This window comes from Paenibacillus sp. J31R30, from assembly GCF_059692115.1.
Window position 1 is genome coordinate 122,733 of record NZ_JCAUAV010000005.1, and the last position, 19,363, is coordinate 142,095.

Genomic DNA, 19,363 nt, shown 5'->3' on the forward strand with positions numbered 1-19,363 from the left:
AGATGCGCCATGTATTGGCTATGGAGGCATGTAATTTCTACATGGAAAAATGTGATTTTCAAATTCCGTTTTATGTGTGATTTATGATACAGTGGAAGGAACGAATAGTCTTCGATCGGAGATGAAGCAGCGTCATGAATAAGCCAGAGAGTTATTACGTCGTATCGAATCCCCTTCCTGCTGGGGAGAGCGATTTCACGGTATTATTCGCAGGGGAAAGCCAGACTAAGCCTGAGCATCGACTAGGTCCGAAAGTCTATGATTACTACTTAATCCATTATGTCATCTCGGGTCGCGGTGTATTCTCCTCACATGGAGAAGAGTATGCGATTGGCGCTGGCGACAGCTTCGTCATAGAACCTGAACAGCTCATTAGCTACGTCTCCGATGAGATCGTTCCTTGGCATTATTGTTGGATCGCCTTTACGGGCGCACAGGCGGCAAAGCTCGTTGGAGAGGCGGGGCTCACACCTGCCAACCCCATCATCCATATCGCGCGCAATCGGCATATACCTGTGCTTTTTCGCCAGATCCAGCAGGCGCTCAAATCCAAAAAATCAAACGCTCAACTGAAAGCGACCGGATACCTAAGTTTACTGCTCGGAGAGTACTGCGAAGTCTTGTCTGCCCCCGTCGTAACCGGGATGGTTACTGATGCCGAAAGCGACCGTATCGTGCAGCAGGCGATCCACTACTTGTCCACGCAATATGCGGAGCCCATCACCATTGAAATGATGGCCGAGAGCTTAGGCTATAATCGCGCTTATTTATCGCGCATGTTCAAACGGCACACCAAAGTGACGCCGGTCACGTTCCTGCTCAAGCTGCGCGTGGATAAAGCACGCTTGCTGCTGCGGGAACGGCTGGAGCTCACCATCGAGCAGATCGCAGCCTCCGTCGGCTTCTATGATCCGCTGTACTTCTCCAAGCAGTTCAAGCGCTGGTATGGCGTCTCGCCGAGCGAGTATCGGAATCAGATCAAATCGCTCTGATTCTCGGTACGCAGCAATCGTATTGAATACGATTGAAGATACTTCTCTTACTGGGATAGTCTACGAATTTATTTATTTGTTAAAATGGAAGAGAGCCACATTGTTTATTCTAATTAGGGCATTCGTCTAATTCTATAGAACTTGATCTTATAAGACGACTCCTAGATGAAGGGAAATACCTATGATCGCTAAGACGAAGCTTCATATCCCCCATATACGCCAAACATTGGTATCCCGACCGCAGCTCCTTCGCAAATTAGACGGCGGGATAGACGTCAAGCTGACGCTTTTGTCCGCGCAGGCCGGCTACGGGAAGACGACCGCGCTTAGCGAATGGGCGAAAAGGTGTGGAGCCAAGGTGGCATGGCTCTCGCTGGATCAATCGGACAATGATTGGAAGCCGTTCTGGAGCTGCGTTAGGGCTGCCATTCAAGAGACGGTTCCCGGCTTCGGAGAGGCATCGAAATCTCTGATCGAGCAGGCGTCGGCTACTTCGATGGAGCAAGCAATCGCGATGTTGTTGAATGAGCTGCAGACAATAACTGACGAGCTGGTCATTATTTTGGATGATTATCATTTCATTTCCCTCCCTGCGATCCACGATTCGTTCGCTTTCATGCTCGAGCGGTTGCCTTCTCATGTTCATATATATATGGCAAGCCGTACCGATCTGCCGATTCCGGTCGCTAGACTGCGTGCTAAAGGCGAGTTTCACCACATCGACATGAATGATTTGTGCTTTGCATGGGACGAAAGCGTTGCTTTCTTCCGCGATACGATGGACGTAACGCTGACGCAAGAGCAAGTCCGAGAGCTTTGTCATCGGACGGAGGGATGGGTGAGCGGGCTGCAACTAGTGGCAATTTCCTTGAAGCGCAGCGGCAACATCAGCGAGTCCATCCGACAATTTTACGGGGGGCACCGTCATATCTCCGATTACTTGCTGGAAGAAGTGTTTCGGCATCTGCCTGTGTCTATGCGTAAATTCTTGTTGGAGACGTCCGTACTCGCCCGAATGAATGCTTCGCTGTGCGAGGCTGTAACTGGTCAACAGAACAGTCAAGAGCAATTGGAGAAGCTTGAGCGCATGAATTTGTTTCTCGTTCCATTGGACGAAGAGCGGAACAGTTATCGATATCATCATTTGCTATCCGATTTCTTGCAGCAATACGGCTCCGAAGAGAACCCAGATCGCTGGTTGCAAGCCCATAGGCGCGCGGCGAATTGGTACGAGCGTAACGGAAATTATGAGGAATCGGTGGAGCACTACATGAAGGGAAGACAGGCTGACGACGCGGTACGGCTGATCGAGCGTCATCTTCTTCATTTGAAAATGCAATCGAATAGCAGTATCTTGGTCCGATGGTTATCGGATTTGCCGGAAGAAGCCTATGCGGACAAGCCGAGAATTATGATGTTCTACATCTCGGTATTGGTCGTCGAAGGGCAATGGACCCACGCATTTGGACAAGCAGAGCAAGCACAACCTCGATTCGAGGCGTTACGAGAACGATTGGCCGAATCCGAGTGGCGCAGGCTGATGGGGGATCTCTATTATTTCTGCGGAATTATCTCCTATCTGCAACGAGATCTGTCGCGAACGTCTCAATACTTCGAGCTGATGGATGAATATCTTCCGCAAGGCAGCAGCTATCAGGCTTGGGGAGGCACGCGGTATCAAGCGCACGATCAGTTTAATAATCTTCTCGCGTTAAACAACGATCTTCCCGTGGTAGAACAATTCCTGCTGAAATGGATTAGCGCTTGGGAGCATAAAGAACCATATCCCTTCATCGGATTTATGTATGTGGCTTATTGTTCGCTGTTGTACGAGTGGAATCGATTGGAAGAAGCGGCTCTATATCTGCATCGGGCGATGGGACGAAAGGATCTCCTATCCTATGTCCGGATCGGTCTTCAGTTGACTTTCGCTTCTTCATGGCTCCATCAGTCGTTAGGGAATCCAGGGCGGGCATCGGAACTACTCTTTCAGTTGAAGGACAGTATCGATTCCCCCGATTTGGATGTCATCCTACGCAAGATTGAAGCTGAGCAAGCCCATCTTTCCCTACGTCAAGGCAAGCTTGGAGAATCGCTAACATGGTTAGCGCAATGCGGACTTGCGCCCACGGACGAGGTGTCGCTGTCTCGCATGGATGAGCATCTGATTCTGGCAAGAGTGCTTACTGCGCACGGTCGTACAGAAGAGGCGTTGGATTTATTAAATCGGATGTATTCTTTACTTGGCAAAGAGGAACGTCTGCGGGATCGAATTAAGCTTCTGATTCTACATAGCGTTGTACTTCAGCTTGCTGGCCAGCAGGCAACTTCGCTCGACAAGCTGGAGAGTGCGCTGTACTTTGCGGAGCCCGGCGGGTATATCCGCAGCTTTGTCGATGAAGGGTCGGCGATGGCAGAGTTGTTAACCGACTATAAAAAGCGGCTTTACGACGGCCGAATTTCGCAAGTATCGTTAGCTTATGTCGAGCGAATCCTTGGCGCGATGCCGGACCAATTCGAAATAGGCAATACGCACGGGAGGCTGTTAACGGAGCAGGAAGCCAAGGTGCTGCGATTGATGGCGGACGGATTGATGAGCAAGGAAATCGCAGCGGAAATGAATGTCGCGTATGAGACGGTGAAGTTTCATATGAAGAACATCTACCGCAAACTTAACGCGCATAGTCGCGTACAAGCGCTCCAGCGTGCCAAGCAACTGCGGGTACTTCTGTAATAATCCCATTCTATACTTCGTGGATACCTCCCCTTATGGGGAGGTAATTTTTTTGGAAAAATTGATTTATGATAGGGATGTAGCAGGTGCGTTGCAAACTGCAATTGCACCAGAATCACAGGGTTCTCGCTTGTAAAGTATCATTTATTCCTATGATAAGAAGAGGAGAATGACAATGGATTATAAGAACATCACGGTTGCCGGCAGCGGCGTCTTGGGTAGCCAGATTGCTTACCAGACTGCATTCAAGGGATTCAGGGTCACGGTATACGATATTAATGAAGAGGCACTCGCTAGCGCTAAGGATCGTATCGCGAAGCTCATGCCCCGCTACCAGCAGGATCTGGGAGCAACTCAGCAGGAGTTGGAGACCGCGTACGAACGTCTATCCTTCAGCTGTGATCTCACGATAGCAGTCGCTGATGCCGATCTCGTGATCGAGGCGGTTCCGGAGATCTTCCCGATCAAGAACGGCTTCTATAAGGAGCTCGGCGAAGTGGCTCCCGCGAAGACAGTGTTCGTAACCAACTCATCCACGATGCTGCCTAGTCAGCTCGCGGAAGTGACCGGCCGACCGGATCGATTCTTAGCCTTGCACTTCGCGAACGAGATCTGGAAGAACAATACGGCAGAGGTCATGAAGCATCCCGTCACCGATTCGAAGGTATTCGAAGATGTGATTGAATTCGCACGCGCGATCGGCATGGTCGCGCTGCCGCTACACAAGGAACAGCCGGGTTACATTCTCAATTCCCTGCTCATTCCACTGCTGGGAGCGGCTCAACGACTCTTGGTGAATGAGGTCTCAGATCCAGAGACGATTGACAAGACCTGGATGCTTGGAACAGGGGCCCCACTCGGTCCGTTCGCGATTCTGGACATCGTAGGGCTGACAACTGCATACAATATTGGACTCGCCAAGGCGAAGGTAACCGGGGATCAAGAGATGGAGAAGGTAGCGAGCCTTCTTAAGGAAGAATATATCGACAAGGGAAAGCTTGGGGTTGCTACTGGTGAGGGATTCTATAAATACCCGAATCCGAGCTTCCGCTCACCTGATTTTTTCAAGAACTAAGCCTTTGATCATCCATGTAGGGAACGGTCTCGTAGTTTCGTTACTTGTAAAAATAGAAAGGACGACTGGCTATGAGTAATAAGTTTCTGATTATTAATTGTGATGATTTCGGTCAAAGCGAACCGACGAACAAGGCCATTATGCATTTACTTGAGGAACGCAAGGTTTCATCGGCTACTATCATGGCTCCTGCCCCCGGGTTTGAAGAAGCGGCGGAATGGACGAGGAAGAGACGGCAGTCCAACATTGGACTGCACTTGACCTTAACCAGTGAATTCGACACGCTACGCTGGAAGAGCTTGACGGGTGACGCTTCCTTACATGATGAGAACGGATATATGCACCAAACAGTAGAGGCATTCGAGCGAAAGGTCAATACAGCTGCTGTTGTGAGGGAACTCGATGCGCAGTATGAGCTCCTGCGGAGATATGGCATTGCCATTACGCATGCTGACAACCACATGGGCAGCTTGTATGGCGTAGCTACAGGAAGAAGTCATCTCCCTCAGGTGTTGAGGAAATGTGCCAAGTGGAACCTGCCCTTCCGACTGTTCCGTAAAGTGCATCCTAGCGACACTGTGTTAGCCTCGATTCCGAACGTGGAACGGATCGTCGCTAAGACGTCAGCGCTGGCAGGTCTATTCGGTGTTGCGATCCCCGACTATTTGTTATCCCATCCTATTGCCATGGAAGATGGGGAAACGTATGAAAGCTTTAAGCGAATGATGATTGCCAAGATGTACAATTTGCCGGAGGGTATTAGTGAGACTTACATTCATCCAGGCGTAGAAGATACAACGATGCTGCAGACCATCCCTCACTGGGAGAAACGTGTCTGGGAGTACCGCCTCATGCTAGAAGAGGATTTCTCCTATGCCATTAAGGATGCCGGCGTCGTCTTAACCGACTACAGCTATATCCGCGAGCATGGAAGAGCATCCAAAGTATCCAGAGTAGGATCTGCCTGGACGCTAGCACGTGAGCTGATAAGAGGATGAATGGATTTTGAGAATAAAAAAGCGGTAGCCTAGGACTTTATTACTCGTCCTTGGCTGCCGCTTTTTCTTGTACCTAGAAAAAAATAATAAAGAACCGAACCTTTTTCTGATAGAGAGGCAATATAGTGGTGTAAGCTAACTCAGGAGGGCCCTCCGAATGCAGAATGACTATATGTACCAATTACTTATAAAAATGAAAGATGGTGATCAACATGCGTTTCATACCATGTACGATGCCACCTATCAAGACATCTACCGGACGGTCTCCTTTCTGGTGGATCATCACCAGGATCGGGAAGATGTCATGAATGAGATCTATATGCAAATGTGGACCTCACTTGCTAACTACGATACGAACCGTCCTTTCCACTTCTGGCTACACGGCTTGGTCATTCGTCAGGTGCAGAGATTTCGGGTCAAGAGCTGGCGGAGATTCCGAATTTTCGAACGCATCCGTGGCTTCTCTCGGGAAGAGTCTCATTGGGATCAACATACTGCTTTGATGGATGAGACAAGCCAAATGATATCGCAGACAATACGCAAACTGACCGACAAACAGCGGACAGTGATTATCCTCCGCTTTTTTCACGACTATACGCTTGAGGAAATTGCAACTTTGCTCGATATCCCGCTAGGTACAGTCAAGTCCAGATATCATGCTGGTCTCCAGGCGCTTCGAAAAAACTTATGGAATCTCCCCCCGGAAAGGATGGAACAAATCAATGACTATTGAACGCAAAATCCGTGAACATCTGCATAATGAGGCAGAAACTATGGAATGCCCTCCGGCCATTTCCAAACGAATAGAACAATCCTATTCTCAATATTCGCAACCAAAAAGGAGCAAAAAAAACATGAAAAAACGATTAGTTAGTGGAATAGTTGCTGCTGCACTTTTGATTCCAACCGCAGCATTTGCGGCCCCTACCCTGATTGAAATGTTGACTAGAACACCAATGACTGCTGAACAAGTTAAAGAGGATAAGGTTGGTAATGCTACCCTTGAGAAGTTGTATAGCGCATTTCCCGAAACAAAATTATTTGAGATTATCGATGCAAGCAGCGTTCAAGGCGTCCAAACAAGCATCATCCTGCAGGAAAAAGGAGGAACCGGCAAAAAGTTTATCCTACATACAAACAGTAGTTCGGGTAAGATTGAACACGTGAATCAAGAGAATTGGGAGCCTAAGGAGAAGCCACTCATCGCTTTAACTGATCAGGAAATCAGGGCAAAGGTAGATTATCTCATTGATAAAATGTATGGCCACATCGAAGAGTACGAGTTTGCTATGGAGCAAATGGAGGACACTGATCAGAAAACGTTGATGTTGAATTACACCAAAAAGGGATCAAAAGCACCGTTCTACCAGGTATTTGTTCAGGGCAATACGATCAGTCTTTCTCTGGTCGGAGGTGAAAAGACACCTTCAAACATGAAAGCAGAAGGTTTATTCGCTAAAGATGGTAAGCCTGATTATTATGCTGATTCCTTTTTAAATAATGAAGAACTGTTTTCTTTACTAAAAATGAGCCCAACCGAATTAAAAGAAGAGTTAGCAAAAGGTAAATCTGTAGAGGAAATTGCAGCATCCAAAAATATCCCTAAACAACAAGTGATTGATGTCATTGCAAAAGCACAGGCTGATTTGCAAATTCAAGGTGAAAACAAAGGTACTGTTCCTAAAAACAATCTTTCAAATGAACAATTGGCTAAAGCTATTGAACCAAAAGCAGCACGAGTTATTGAGCAGAAAACAGAAACACCATCGAAGAAAAATACGATCGTAGGCGAGACTACTACACCTTCAAACATGAAGGTACAAGGTTTCTTCACTAGAGATGGTAAGCCTGATTATTTTGCTGATGCCTTTTTAAATGATGCAAAGCTGTTTTCTTTACTAAACATGAGCCCAACAGAATTAAAACAAGAATTAGCAAAAGGTAAATCTGTTGTGGAGATTGCTGCATCTAAAAATATCTCTAAACAACAAGTGATTGATGTCATTGCAAACACACAGGCTGAATTACAAATTCAAGGTGAAACTAGTGGTGCTGTTCCTAAAAACAATCTTTCACATGAACAAATGGCAAAAGGTATTGAACCAAAAGTAGTACGAGTTATTGAACACAAATCTGAAACAACATTGAAGAAATAACAAGTCAAAGCGCATGAGGTTGGCACTAAACTCCCAATAACCTCAACGCTGAATAGTGACCCGTAAGCTGGCATTTTTAAAAAACGCCAACTTACGGGTCTTTTGTGTTTGAATAGAGCCTCACCTTAGTCTAAGCACTAAGATAATCCTTTATTTCCCTTGAACCTTTGCCGCCAAAAGCTCCGTAATTGCTTGATTCACCAACGCCAGCCTGCTCTCCGCCGTGTCCAATAGTCCCTCCAGCAATTCGGTAGAACCCTTATGTAAAGCGGCCTGAAGCTCATCCGCCGTCTCACTTAGTCGTGTCGCTCCGATGTTGGAAGCCACACCTTTCAGCGTATGCGCGAGCAGCAGCGCTTCGGGATAGTCTTCTTTCGAGATGGCATCTCGAATGCCTTCTACGGCGTTTGCGTGATTGGATATGAATTTATTCAATATCCGTTCGTACAGATTCGTATTTCGCCCTAGACGTCCCAAAGCTTCCTCTACGTTCAGAGCGGGCGACGCTTCAACTTGCTTAGCTGCTGCGACTTCCGAATACGCCTTCCCTCGCGAGCTCTGAATCGTTCTTTGTAAGACGCTGAATAACTGAATCGGTTCAAAAGGCTTTGAAATATACGCATCCATGCCGGCTGCTAACACCTGCTCCTTCACTCCCTGCATAGCGTCAGCTGTCATCGCAATGATCGGTGTCTCTTGATCAAACTCCCTAATATGTCTCGTCGCCTCAAAACCGTCCATGAGCGGCATCTGCAAATCCATTAATATTGCGTCGTACCGCTTGCTAGCCGTTCGCTTCAGCGCTTCGATGCCATTCTCCGCTACATCCACGCGAATATCCATCTCTTGGAGGATCGCCTGTGCCACCTGCTGATTGATTTCATTATCCTCAACCAATAATACCTCTGTGTTTCGAAGCAGGTGAAGCTTCTTCGCATCATCTTCGCCTTGCGGCAAGGCTTTCTTCATTTGGAGCTGTTCTTGAAATAAATTCGTGATTTGGTTGTACAACTGTGACTGACTCATCGGATAATACAGGACCTTTTTCACTGATGTCGTCTGAGACTTCAACTGAAGCTCCGATTCATGATAAGAGCTAATCAGCACGATCACCTGCACAGGTGTAGCATATTCCAGCTTTATTTTCTCCGCTAGGGAGTGAGCTTGCTCATCCTGCAGCTTCCAATCAATCATGACCAGATCATAACGGCCGTTAGAACGAATTTGTCCCAGTGCGTCTTGGGCAGAATCCACGGCGTTGACGATGAACTGAAACTGCTCTAGCTGACTCTTCAGAACTAGGCGCATTTCCTGATCAGCGCAAACGAGAAGAACGCGAAGGAATTTCAAATACGACGCAACCGGCGCGCTAAACACGTGCCCTGAGCCCTCATCGAACTTCACTGTAAAGATGAAGGAGCTTCCTTTGCCTAGCTCACTCTCTACATGAATGGTTCCTTGCATCAATTCCACGATACTCTTACTGATGACAAGCCCCAGTCCAGTTCCCCCATACTTACGGGTCGTCGACATATCGGCTTGCGTGAAGCCGTGGAACAACAGCTCTTGCTGTGCAGCTGTCATCCCGATTCCGGTATCCCTGACTTCAAATCGAAGCGCTACCCCGCTATCGTCTCTTGAAGAGACGCTTACCGAGATGGCGATTTCACCTTCATCTGTAAATTTCAAAGCGTTGTTCACTAAGTTGAGCAAAATTTGATTCAACCGAAACGGATCGCCATTCAGCACCTGTGGAACTTCATGATGAATCGAGAAATGCAGCTTAAGTCCCTTCTCATACAAAGAAAACCCAATAATATTCGAAATATTGCTCATAATTTCATACAAATCGAAATCGATGCGTTCCAGTACGATTTTCTTGGCCTCGATTTTCGAGAAATCGAGAATATCGCTAATGATCGTCAGCAAACTTTTCGCAGAAAGCACAGTCTTACCAACATAATCCTTCTGCCGCTCTGTTAAGTCCGTTTGCTGCAGCAAATAGTTCAAACCGAGGATCGCGTTCATCGGAGTTCGGATTTCATGGCTCATATTTGCAAGAAACTCGCTCTTCGCCCGATTAGCGGATTCGGCAGATTCCTTCGCATCAGCGAGCAGCATATTCTTACTCTCCAGCTCTGATGTGCGTTCCTCAACAAGCACTTCCAAATGATCTTTGTACTGATTCAGCGTAACTTCCGCCTGTTTGCGTTCTGTGATATCTACACCAGCAAGAATAGCTCCGCCAATTTGACCAGACTCATTCCAAATCAAGCTATTGTTCCACCCGAGAAGGCGCTCTTCACCTGAACTAATGGTGATCACAGACTCATAATAATCTTGTGCTGAATTACCATCCATAATCCCCTGATAATACTGTTTTCGCACTTCCCACTGTTGCTTGGGCACACAAATTTCAAACCAATTCTTACCTATGATCTCATCTTCCGCATACCCGAGCATACTGCAGCCTTTCCGGTTTAACAGTTCAATCCTGCAATCCCGGTCCAGCACAACGATCATAACGTCAACGAGATCTAGGTAGCTCTGCGCCTTCTCCTTCTCCTTCAGCAGCTTCCGCTCACCTTTCATCCGTACCGAGCGTGTCTGCATAGCAAGAGCAACACCGATTGCGATCGCCACAATGGTGAAAATACTACCCATCCACAGTGCGAGCTCACGCTGATTGGACGTTCTATCTACATCCCTTTGGGTACCTGTCAAATTGTAATCGATCCACTGCTTCAAGCCTGCATCCGCTTGCTCCCTAATGGGTGTAAGCCTATCCAGCAAGCTCTTGCCCATCACATAATCGCCTGATTGAACGGCATCAATGATAAGTTGGCCTTTCTGCAAATAGTCGATCGTTTTAATAGAAACAGACTTATAAATCGCCCTCTCTTCATCCGAGTTGAGGTAAGGCACATAGTTTTTATATTTCTCATCGAACTGTTTCCGAGCATCCTGATAAGCAGTTATCACCGTGAAAAGACGATCTTTGTCGGTTTCAAGCAACATCTTGTGCAAAAGTACTCTTTCCTGCGTAATAATGGCTTGCATTTCTACTATTTCGGCAATACTCGGCATCCAATTCGTTTTCACATGATCAATCGTTCCTTTGAGTGCAAACATTTGATAGAAGTTCGTGCCAATCACAGCGATCAATAATGCAATGATGATGCTAAAAGTCCAAATTGACTTTAACTTAGTAAGCGCTTTCATGATTACCCACCTCTCTTTCCCGATTATATCATATCGTCTATCATTCTTAGTTAAAAAGGCCAACCAGAATTTTCTGATTGACCCTCTAATTACCTACATCCCCTGTGTGATGCTAGTTCATATGTCTTACGCCTAACGCGTTTTGAATCGAGCCAGCGATTCTTGCAGTTCCTGTGCCATATGGCTTAAATCTTCCGCCGAGGTAGATATTTCTTCCATCGCAGCAAGCTGCTTCTCGGAGCCTTTCGAGATCCCCTGTCCATGCTCGTGAGACGCTTTGGTCATGTAAACAATTTCGCTCATGGATGCCGAAACCTCTTCCGTACCCGCCGACATTTCCTGTGATGCTGCGGAAACCTCTTGGATTTGGTCCGATATTTCTTGGAACGTCATCGTCACACGGTTAAAGACTTGTCCAGCCGCATCAATCAGCTCGGAGCCTTTCTCAACATCCTTCACACCATTGTTCATCGCTTGTACGGCTCTTGCTGTCGATGATTGCACCTCGCGAATCAGCCCGGAGATGTCCTTGGCAGAAGAGGACGACTGCTCAGCGAGCTTCTTCACTTCGTTCGCCACCACTGCAAATCCGCGTCCCTGCTCACCAGCGCGTGCTGCCTCGATTGAAGCATTGAGCGATAGCAACTGGGTCTGGTTCGTAATTTCGGTGATGACCGAAACGATTTCCCCAATTTTCTGTGAGTAGGCTTCGAGTGCTCTCATATCTTCAGCCGATCTGCCAACCGATTCATTGATGTATTTCATCTGTTCAACGGCTTGATTGATGGCTACGCGTCCTTGCTGCACTTCCAACATTGATGTATGCGAGGCTTCTGTCACAACAGAGGAAGATTCAGCAATCCGCTGCACGCCTACGGCCATTTCACCCATCGCGATCGATGTTTGCTCGGCCCCCATCAATTGGCCTTCACTTGCATTGAACACCGCTTGCATCGACGCCACAATCCGATTGGATATGCCGACAGACTCAGTTGCTGCTGCAGTCAGCTCCTCCGATGAAGCACCGAGTTGCTCTGCTGTGAAGCTAGCTTTGCCAACGATATCCGAGAACGAATCCAACATCTGATTCATGTTATTGCCTAGTTGTCCTAGCTCGTCACTGCGATTTATCGTAAGTCGAGGCGTCAAATCACCCAAGGCCATCTTCTTCACAGCTGCTGTAATGGCTAGGATTGGCCTCGTCGTCGCATTTGATACCACCACTGCAATAGCCGCTACTAGAATAGTCGTGATGACGGCCAGCCATACTGACACGCGATTCGCCGTTTTTACCGAGCTGTACACTTCCGAATCGACCACATTTGTGATCAAACGCCAGCCTGTTGAGGGAATCGTATCAAAGCTGATTTCTCGCGCAACGCCATCTTCACCTGTAAAGTTAAACTTACCGCTCTTTTCTTTCAACACTGTTTCCTGTAATTTAGCTACTTCCGACTTCGAAAGCACATCCGCTATATGCTTACCCGCTTTATCTTTGGCAGGATACGTAAGCAGTCCACCACTAGGCGACATTAAGTAGCCATATCCCGTTTCTCCTATTTGAATGGTATCGGTGTACACATTGAGGTTATTCGTGGTCAGCGGCGTGAAAATCCCGCCTATAAAATTTTGCTTATCATCCAGCATCGGAACAAATAAAACAATAATGTTATTCCCTGTTGCCTTACTGACGAGAAGATCCGTACTCACGGGCTGCTTAGTTTGCTTCGCTTGCTTGATGTAATCACGATCGGATACAGGTATTTTCTGTCCGGCAGAGGTCACAGCAACCTCGTCTTTGCCCACATAGACATACTGTTCCACGTCTTTATTGGCCTGCTCAAATTTCAGGAGTGTTTTAATAATTTCCTTCTCGTTGCCACTCTTGATCTCCTCGAATTTCAGCATTTCTTTCAAAATCGCGATTTGACGTTGGATAGAATAATCAATGGCCGTTACGTTAGCCTTCAGGACACTTTCTTCCTTGGAGTGAACCTCGTCTGTCACTACATTTTTCAAATAATAGGACGAAAAGATGGTGCTAAACAACATGGGTACCAATGCAATCACTAGAAACATGATTGTCATTCTTGCTTTGAACGAAGTAAAGGATACGGCTTTCACCCACCCTTTGACATTCATTCCTCGTTGCGTATTCATTTTCTCTTACTCCTCCTTCGTGCTAGTCGCTTCCTCATTATGTATGCCAATTACTGACTATTTAAGAAATTCAGATTTGTTTCGACATTTTCCTGCATAATGCGACATTAGCAGATTTCCGCCTCAAGTCTATCGGCTTAGATATAGGGGGACACAACTAAAAAAGCCAGCGAGGATACGCTGACTTTGAGACAGTTATGCTACTGGTTAGTAGTTATGCTTCGTATGATGAACGATTACCTTGTGCCAAATGCTTTTCCAATTCTTCTTACCAATACGTTCCTCATAAATGGTTGCTCTTTCTTTTGTTGCTTCAAAATAGGGTGTTGGTTTTAACCATACATGTAACACGTCTTCAATTCCACATGGAGCGGCTAAGATCACGTTATTTTGATCGTCCAAAGTTAGCCCTAATGCGGTCGCTGTTTCTGGAAACTTCGAGATCGCGTCAACGGATGATGAATACGGTGGCAGGTTATTTACAACGTGCATTCTCGCTTCATTTTTGACCGACCAAGGGATTGCGGGATTTATCTGTTTAAGCTTTTGTTCTAATTGCTTTTCCACAGCTTCATCGAGATTGCTCCTATCGAAATAGATGACATCCACATCAGGCATGGGAGTTCTTTCTGTAAAATCATGAAGCGTATCCCAAATCTTAGAACGAACAAATCCCGCACATACCCACCAGTCAGGCAAATTCAGAGATTTGGCGTTATGTAAGATCCCCATCATCCACTCATCCTTTTTTACGAGTTGAATGATATCTTGTTCACTGTGTAATTTCAGAACTATCGCCTCCCGAGTAATTAGTTACATTATATACCATCTGCTTCTGTTCGTGGCTATCGAGACCCATTCGCACCGTTACGCTAACGGACCTGACGGACACTAAGACCAAGGAATCGAGCGAATTTGAATGCTAACGGACACTCGAAACGTTATTTGCCGAATGGTGAGTTAAATAGCGGCTAGTATGTCCGTTAGAAACTGGGGGTGATCGAGCGGGAGGGTTATTTAGCGGAGGAAGGCCGAGCAAACCCGCGGAGGATGGCGCGACGTAAAAAAAAGAACAACCACTCCTCCGGAGTGACTGTTCTTTGCCCTTGCTATGTCTATCTCTTACCTGGATCGTACGGCTCACCTAGAGCCGAAGGTGCTTTCGCGCGGCCTACAGCCCCTGCCAATACAAGAATTGTCAGGACGTACGGCAGCATGTAAAGGAATTCCTGCGGAATGTTTTTAGAGAAATCGAACAACCGCATGAAGTTGTTGAGCGCTTGCGCCATCCCGAAGAATACCGCGGCGCCCAGCGCGCCAAATGGATGCCATTTGCCGAAAATCATCGCAGCCATCGCAATAAAGCCTTGGCCGGAGATCGTGTTATGCGAGAACGCACTTGTCGTCGTCAACGTAATTGTCGCCCCGCCAAGTCCGCCGAGGAGACCGCTGATCAGTACAGCGAGATAGCGGACGCGTTTCACTTTAATCCCGACCGTATCCGCGGCACTCGGATGCTCACCAACGGCACGCAGGCGCAGGCCGAACGGTGTTTTGAACAGCACATACCAAGTTACGAAGACTAGTATTAACGCAATATACGTTGTTGGATAGGCTGTAAAAAGTGCATAGCCGATATACGGAATTTTGGACAGCAGCGGTACTTCCCATTTGGAGAATACATCGTTCAATGTCTCGGTTTGACCTGCGCCATTGAACAATACTTTTACCAAATACAAAGTAACACCGGCTGCCAAGAAGTTGATGACCACGCCGCTGATCACTTGATTCGCTTTGAACGAAATCGTCGCAACCGCATGAATCAAAGCGAAGATCAGGGCGAATAGCAGCGCACACAGGAGTCCAAGCCATGGAGACCAGACACCCATATTAGCTTCTTCCGCGTAGTAAGTGCCGACCGCCGCAGCGAACGCACCGGAAACCATCAAACCTTCGATCCCGATATTTACAATCCCGGAGCGCTCTGAGTAAATACCACCTAAAGCCCCGAAAATAAGCGCTGTGGAGTACACGAGCGTTGTATTAATAAGCTCACTAAATTTCGTAAAAAACGCATTGAGCATACTGAGCAGGTCCATGTTACGAAGCCCTCTCTTTCTTGCGTTTGCCATAGAACGGGAGCAGTACCCATTTAACAATACCTTGGGTAGCCACGAAGAAGATCACCGATCCAATAACAATACGGATAATTTCTGGTGGTACATCCGCACCAAAGCTCATCCCCGCAGAGCCATAAGATAATCCACCGAAAAGGACAGCGCCCAGCACGACCCCTACCGGATTGTTTGCTCCGAGCAAGGATACCGCGATACCATCGAACCCATACCCCGGCGTGCCTGCAGCAACGACTTGATAATGGAATACGCCCAGTACCTCGAATACACCGGCAAGTCCTGCAAAAACCCCGGAAATAAACATCGCCTTAATGATGTTCCTATTCACGTTCATGCCCGCATATTTCGCTGCATCGATATTATGCCCTACCGCGCGCAGTTCGTAGCCTTGCTTCGTTTTCCAAAGAATCAAGTAGAATACCACTGCGGCTAGAATCGCAATCAAGACGCCCCAGTGGAGCCTCGCGTGATTCGTCATTTCTGACAACCATCCAATACTCAGCGATGCCGAGTCTTGAATCATATAGGAGCGCTGTTGCTTCGGCTCAAGCAGGAAGGTGTTCACGATATAATTGGACAGGAACAATGAAATCCAGTTCAACATGATCGTCGTAATAACTTCATTAACGCCGCGCTTCGCCTTCAAATAACCAGCAATAGCGCCCCAAAGTCCGCCAACTAAAGCGCCGACAATAACCGCAAGCGGCGCATGAATGATCCATGGCAGACCATGGATTTTGACACCAATAAAGGTAGCTCCCGTCATTCCCATCACGAACTGACCTTCTGCACCGATATTGAATAGTCCCGTACGGAACGCGAACGCAACGGATAAACCGGTCAAAATAAGTGGCGTAATCGCCCGAATCGACTCACCGATATCATACGGACTGCCCAAAATGCGAGAGAACAGTGAGCCATAGGCAGTAATCGGATTGTACCCGCCAGCCAGCATGACAAGCGCTCCGAATAGCAGTCCCAACACAATCGCCACAAGGGGATTTACTGCAGATTCACTTGTGAAAATGCGAACAACTTTATTCATGTCGGGCTCCTTTCTCGGTACGCTTACTGCCTGCCATCAGCAGACCGATTTCCTGATCGTTCGTATCCTGCGGCATCACTTCGCCCACGATCTCTCCTTCGTAAATAACAGCAATTCGATCCGAAACATTCATAATTTCATCCAGCTCAAAAGAAATCAACAGAACGGCTTTTCCTTTGTTCCGCTGCTCAATCAGCATACGATGAACGAATTCGATCGCACCTACATCCAGACCACGTGTTGGCTGTGCCGCAATTAACAGGTTTGGATTCTTATGTATTTCCCTCGCAATAATCGCCTTTTGCTGATTACCGCCTGACAAGGAACGAGCCTTGTTGTAAATACTCGGTGTGCGCACGTCGAACTGCTTAATCAACGCCTCTGCATGCTTATCGATGGCCTCATAGTTAAGGAAGCCGCCTTTGTTATACGCAGGGTGGAAATACGTTTCCAGCACCATATTTTCGCTCATCGTAAAATCAAGCACAAGCCCGTGTTTATGCCGATCCTCAGGGATATGCGACAAGCCGGCCTCCGAAATTTCTCTCGGCGTCTGATTCGTAATATCGCTGCCCATGAGCAGCACCTTACCGCCATCCACGGCACGTAAGCCCGTCAACGCTTCGATCAATTCACTCTGACCGTTGCCGTCTACACCTGCGATACCAAGGATTTCGCCAGCTTTCACTTCAAAATTAAGCCCTTTAAGCGAAGCTAATCCTTGCTGATTACGCACCATTAAATCTTGCACCTGGAGAACAGGCTCTCCAAGTTTCACAGCTTCCTTGCTCACTTTGAATGAGACATCGCGTCCGACCATTTTCTCGGCCAGAATTTGCGGATTCGCTTGGGCGCATGCCAAGGAATCAATCACTTTACCGCGACGAATAATCGTCACCGTATCGGCGATCTCCATAATTTCTTTCAGCTTATGTGTAATGAGAATAATGGACTTGCCCTCTTTCACAAGGTTACGCATAATGACCATCAATTCACTAATCTCTTGCGGCGTTAGTACAGCTGTAGGCTCATCAAAAATTAAAATATCGGCGCCGCGATACAGCGTTTTCAATATTTCGACACGCTGCTGCATACCGACCGAAATATCTTCGATTCTGGCTTTTGGATCCACACGTAAACCATATTGCTCGGAAAGCTTGCGCACTTTATCCTGCGCTGTTCGAATGTCAACGTTCATTCCACGTTTGGGTTCCATCCCCAAAATGATGTTTTCAGTTACTGTAAATGGTTGTACCAGCTTAAAATGCTGATGCACCATCCCAATGCCGAGCTCAATCGCTCGATTCGGACTATCAATAAAAACCTCGTTGCCTTGTACAAAAATACTGCCTTCATCCGGCTGATATAAACCAAATACAATGTTCATCAGTGTTGATTTGCCTGCACCATTCTCGCCAAGCAAGGCATGAATTTCGCCTTTTTTCAGCTTCAAGCTAATGGCATCATTGGCTACGATGCCTGGAAACCGTTTCGTAATGTTGCGAAGTTCAACAACTGGGACTGCTTCACTCATCAGATCACCCTAAGGATCAATTTTTTATTTCATATGCCCTCTAAAACTAAAGAACAAGGCTAGTTAAGTTAAACTAGCCTTGTTTGTACAGAAGCAAACCTATCGTTCAAGCCATGATCGTCCGTTAGACGCTTATGGTTTTTCAGGAACTTTGATTTCGCCGCTAATAATTTTGGCTTTGTACTCGTCAACTTTTTTCAAGATGTCAGCAGAAACGTTTTTCTTGGATGTTTCAGGAAGGCCTACGCCATCGTCTTTCAGACCCAAAGTAACGACTTTACCACCTTGGAATTTGCCAGAAACAACATCTTTGGATACACGAAGTACAGCGGAGTCAACACGTTTCAACATGGACGTTAGTGTAACTTCATCACCAAACTCAAGGGATTGGTCTTTATCTACACCGATAACCCATACTTTTTTACCGTTTTTCGCGCGATCTTTCGCTTCGTTGAATACACCGTTACCTGTGGAGCCAGCTGCGTGGAAAATGATATCAGCGCCATCGTTGTAGATTGTTGCTGCTGCCGCTTTACCAAGATCAGGCTTGTCGAAAGCGCCTGTGTAGTTGATTTGAACTTTAGCATCTGGTTTTACTGCTTTAACGCCAGCTACGAAGCCAGCTTCAAAACGTTTGATAACCGGGATGTCGATACCGCCAACGAAACCGATTTTGTTCGTTTTTGTTGTAAGACCTGCAACCACACCAACAAGGTAAGAACCTTCTTGCTCGGAGAAAGTAACAGATTCTACGTTCGGAGCTTCTACAACGTTATCGATGATCGCAAGTTTCGCGTTCGGGTTTTGTGTTGCTACTGTTTTAACAGCGTCACCCATCAAGAAGCCAATACCCCAAGTCAGGTTGTAGCCATCTTTAACGAATTGATTCAAGTTAGGCGTGTAGTCTGCATCACTTTTACTTTCAAGGTTTTTCACGTTAGCGCTTGTTTGTTTTTTCAGTTGCGTCAAGCCTTCCCAAGCGCTTTGGTTAAAGGATTTGTCGTTTACGCCACCGATATCTGTAACCATGCCGATTTTGAAGTCTTTACCTGAGTTGTCGCTAGCTACTGCACTTGCTGCTGGTGATGCGGATGAACCTGTCTCTTCTTTTTTGGCACAACCGGAAATCACTAATGCAGAAACCGTTACAGTCATAAGAACTGTTGAAAAAATCTTCTTCATCGATTTTACCCCCATCGTATCATCATTTAATTGAAACCATGAAGCCCACACTCTAGGTTGACCAGATTCAGTTAAATTATGTAAGTTGACTCCAAATTAAGTGTAACATTTTGATTCCTAACATAAAAGA

The 19,363-nt window shown here is 46.8% G+C and carries 12 protein-coding genes and 2 pseudogenes; 7 read left to right on the plus strand and 7 right to left on the minus strand.

The window, feature by feature from the left end; translation table 11 throughout:
* Positions 1-134 precede the first annotated feature (134 nt).
* The 7 genes and pseudogenes from AC58QO_RS19295 to AC58QO_RS19325 form a co-directional block, all read left to right on the plus strand.
* On the plus strand, positions 135-992 hold the full coding sequence (locus AC58QO_RS19295) for an AraC family transcriptional regulator (RefSeq protein WP_497268344.1): 858 nt from the start codon (positions 135-137) through the stop codon (positions 990-992).
* A gap of 181 nt (positions 993-1,173) precedes the next feature.
* A complete protein-coding gene (locus AC58QO_RS19300) occupies positions 1,174-3,726 on the plus strand; it encodes a winged helix-turn-helix domain-containing protein (RefSeq protein WP_497268346.1) in 2,553 nt (850 codons plus the stop codon).
* Positions 3,727-3,901: 175 nt separating this feature from the next.
* Positions 3,902-4,801, plus strand: coding sequence for a 3-hydroxyacyl-CoA dehydrogenase (locus AC58QO_RS19305; RefSeq protein WP_497268347.1), 900 nt, complete (start codon positions 3,902-3,904; stop codon positions 4,799-4,801).
* Between the two features lie 71 nt (positions 4,802-4,872).
* Complete coding sequence (locus tag AC58QO_RS19310) at positions 4,873-5,799, plus strand: polysaccharide deacetylase family protein (protein ID WP_497268349.1); 927 nt, start codon at positions 4,873-4,875, stop codon at positions 5,797-5,799.
* Between the two features lie 157 nt (positions 5,800-5,956).
* Positions 5,957-6,532 (plus strand): sigma-70 family RNA polymerase sigma factor, encoded by a 576-nt coding sequence (locus AC58QO_RS19315; protein WP_497268351.1) that lies wholly within the window; start codon positions 5,957-5,959, stop codon positions 6,530-6,532.
* 121 nt (positions 6,533-6,653) lie between these two features.
* A pseudogene (locus AC58QO_RS19320) lies at positions 6,654-7,571 on the plus strand (hypothetical protein); the annotation flags it as partial.
* A gap of 24 nt (positions 7,572-7,595) precedes the next feature.
* A pseudogene (locus AC58QO_RS19325) lies at positions 7,596-7,955 on the plus strand (hypothetical protein); the annotation flags it as partial.
* Between the two features lie 150 nt (positions 7,956-8,105).
* On the opposite strand, the gene AC58QO_RS19330 reads toward AC58QO_RS19325, so the two are convergent.
* From AC58QO_RS19330 to AC58QO_RS19360, 7 genes are all read right to left on the minus strand, one after another.
* Positions 8,106-11,177, minus strand: coding sequence for a response regulator (locus AC58QO_RS19330; RefSeq protein WP_497268353.1), 3,072 nt, complete (start codon positions 11,175-11,177; stop codon positions 8,106-8,108).
* 132 nt (positions 11,178-11,309) lie between these two features.
* Positions 11,310-13,337, minus strand: a complete 2,028-nt coding sequence (locus AC58QO_RS19335; RefSeq protein ID WP_497268355.1) for a methyl-accepting chemotaxis protein — start codon at positions 13,335-13,337, stop codon at positions 11,310-11,312.
* 207 nt (positions 13,338-13,544) lie between these two features.
* Complete coding sequence (locus AC58QO_RS19340) at positions 13,545-14,072, minus strand: nucleotidyltransferase family protein (protein WP_497268357.1); 528 nt, start codon at positions 14,070-14,072, stop codon at positions 13,545-13,547.
* Between the two features lie 380 nt (positions 14,073-14,452).
* Entirely contained in the window at positions 14,453-15,436 is a 984-nt protein-coding gene (locus AC58QO_RS19345; protein ID WP_497268358.1) for an ABC transporter permease, read from the minus strand.
* A 1-nt stretch (position 15,437) separates the two neighbouring features.
* A complete protein-coding gene (locus tag AC58QO_RS19350) occupies positions 15,438-16,517 on the minus strand; it encodes an ABC transporter permease (RefSeq protein WP_497268360.1) in 1,080 nt (359 codons plus the stop codon).
* Positions 16,510-18,051, minus strand: coding sequence for an ABC transporter ATP-binding protein (locus tag AC58QO_RS19355; RefSeq protein WP_497268362.1), 1,542 nt, complete (start codon positions 18,049-18,051; stop codon positions 16,510-16,512). The genes AC58QO_RS19350 and AC58QO_RS19355 overlap by 8 nt, the downstream gene beginning before the upstream one ends.
* A gap of 132 nt (positions 18,052-18,183) precedes the next feature.
* Complete coding sequence (locus AC58QO_RS19360) at positions 18,184-19,233, minus strand: BMP family lipoprotein (protein ID WP_497268364.1); 1,050 nt, start codon at positions 19,231-19,233, stop codon at positions 18,184-18,186.
* Between the last annotated feature and the right edge of the window lie 130 nt (positions 19,234-19,363).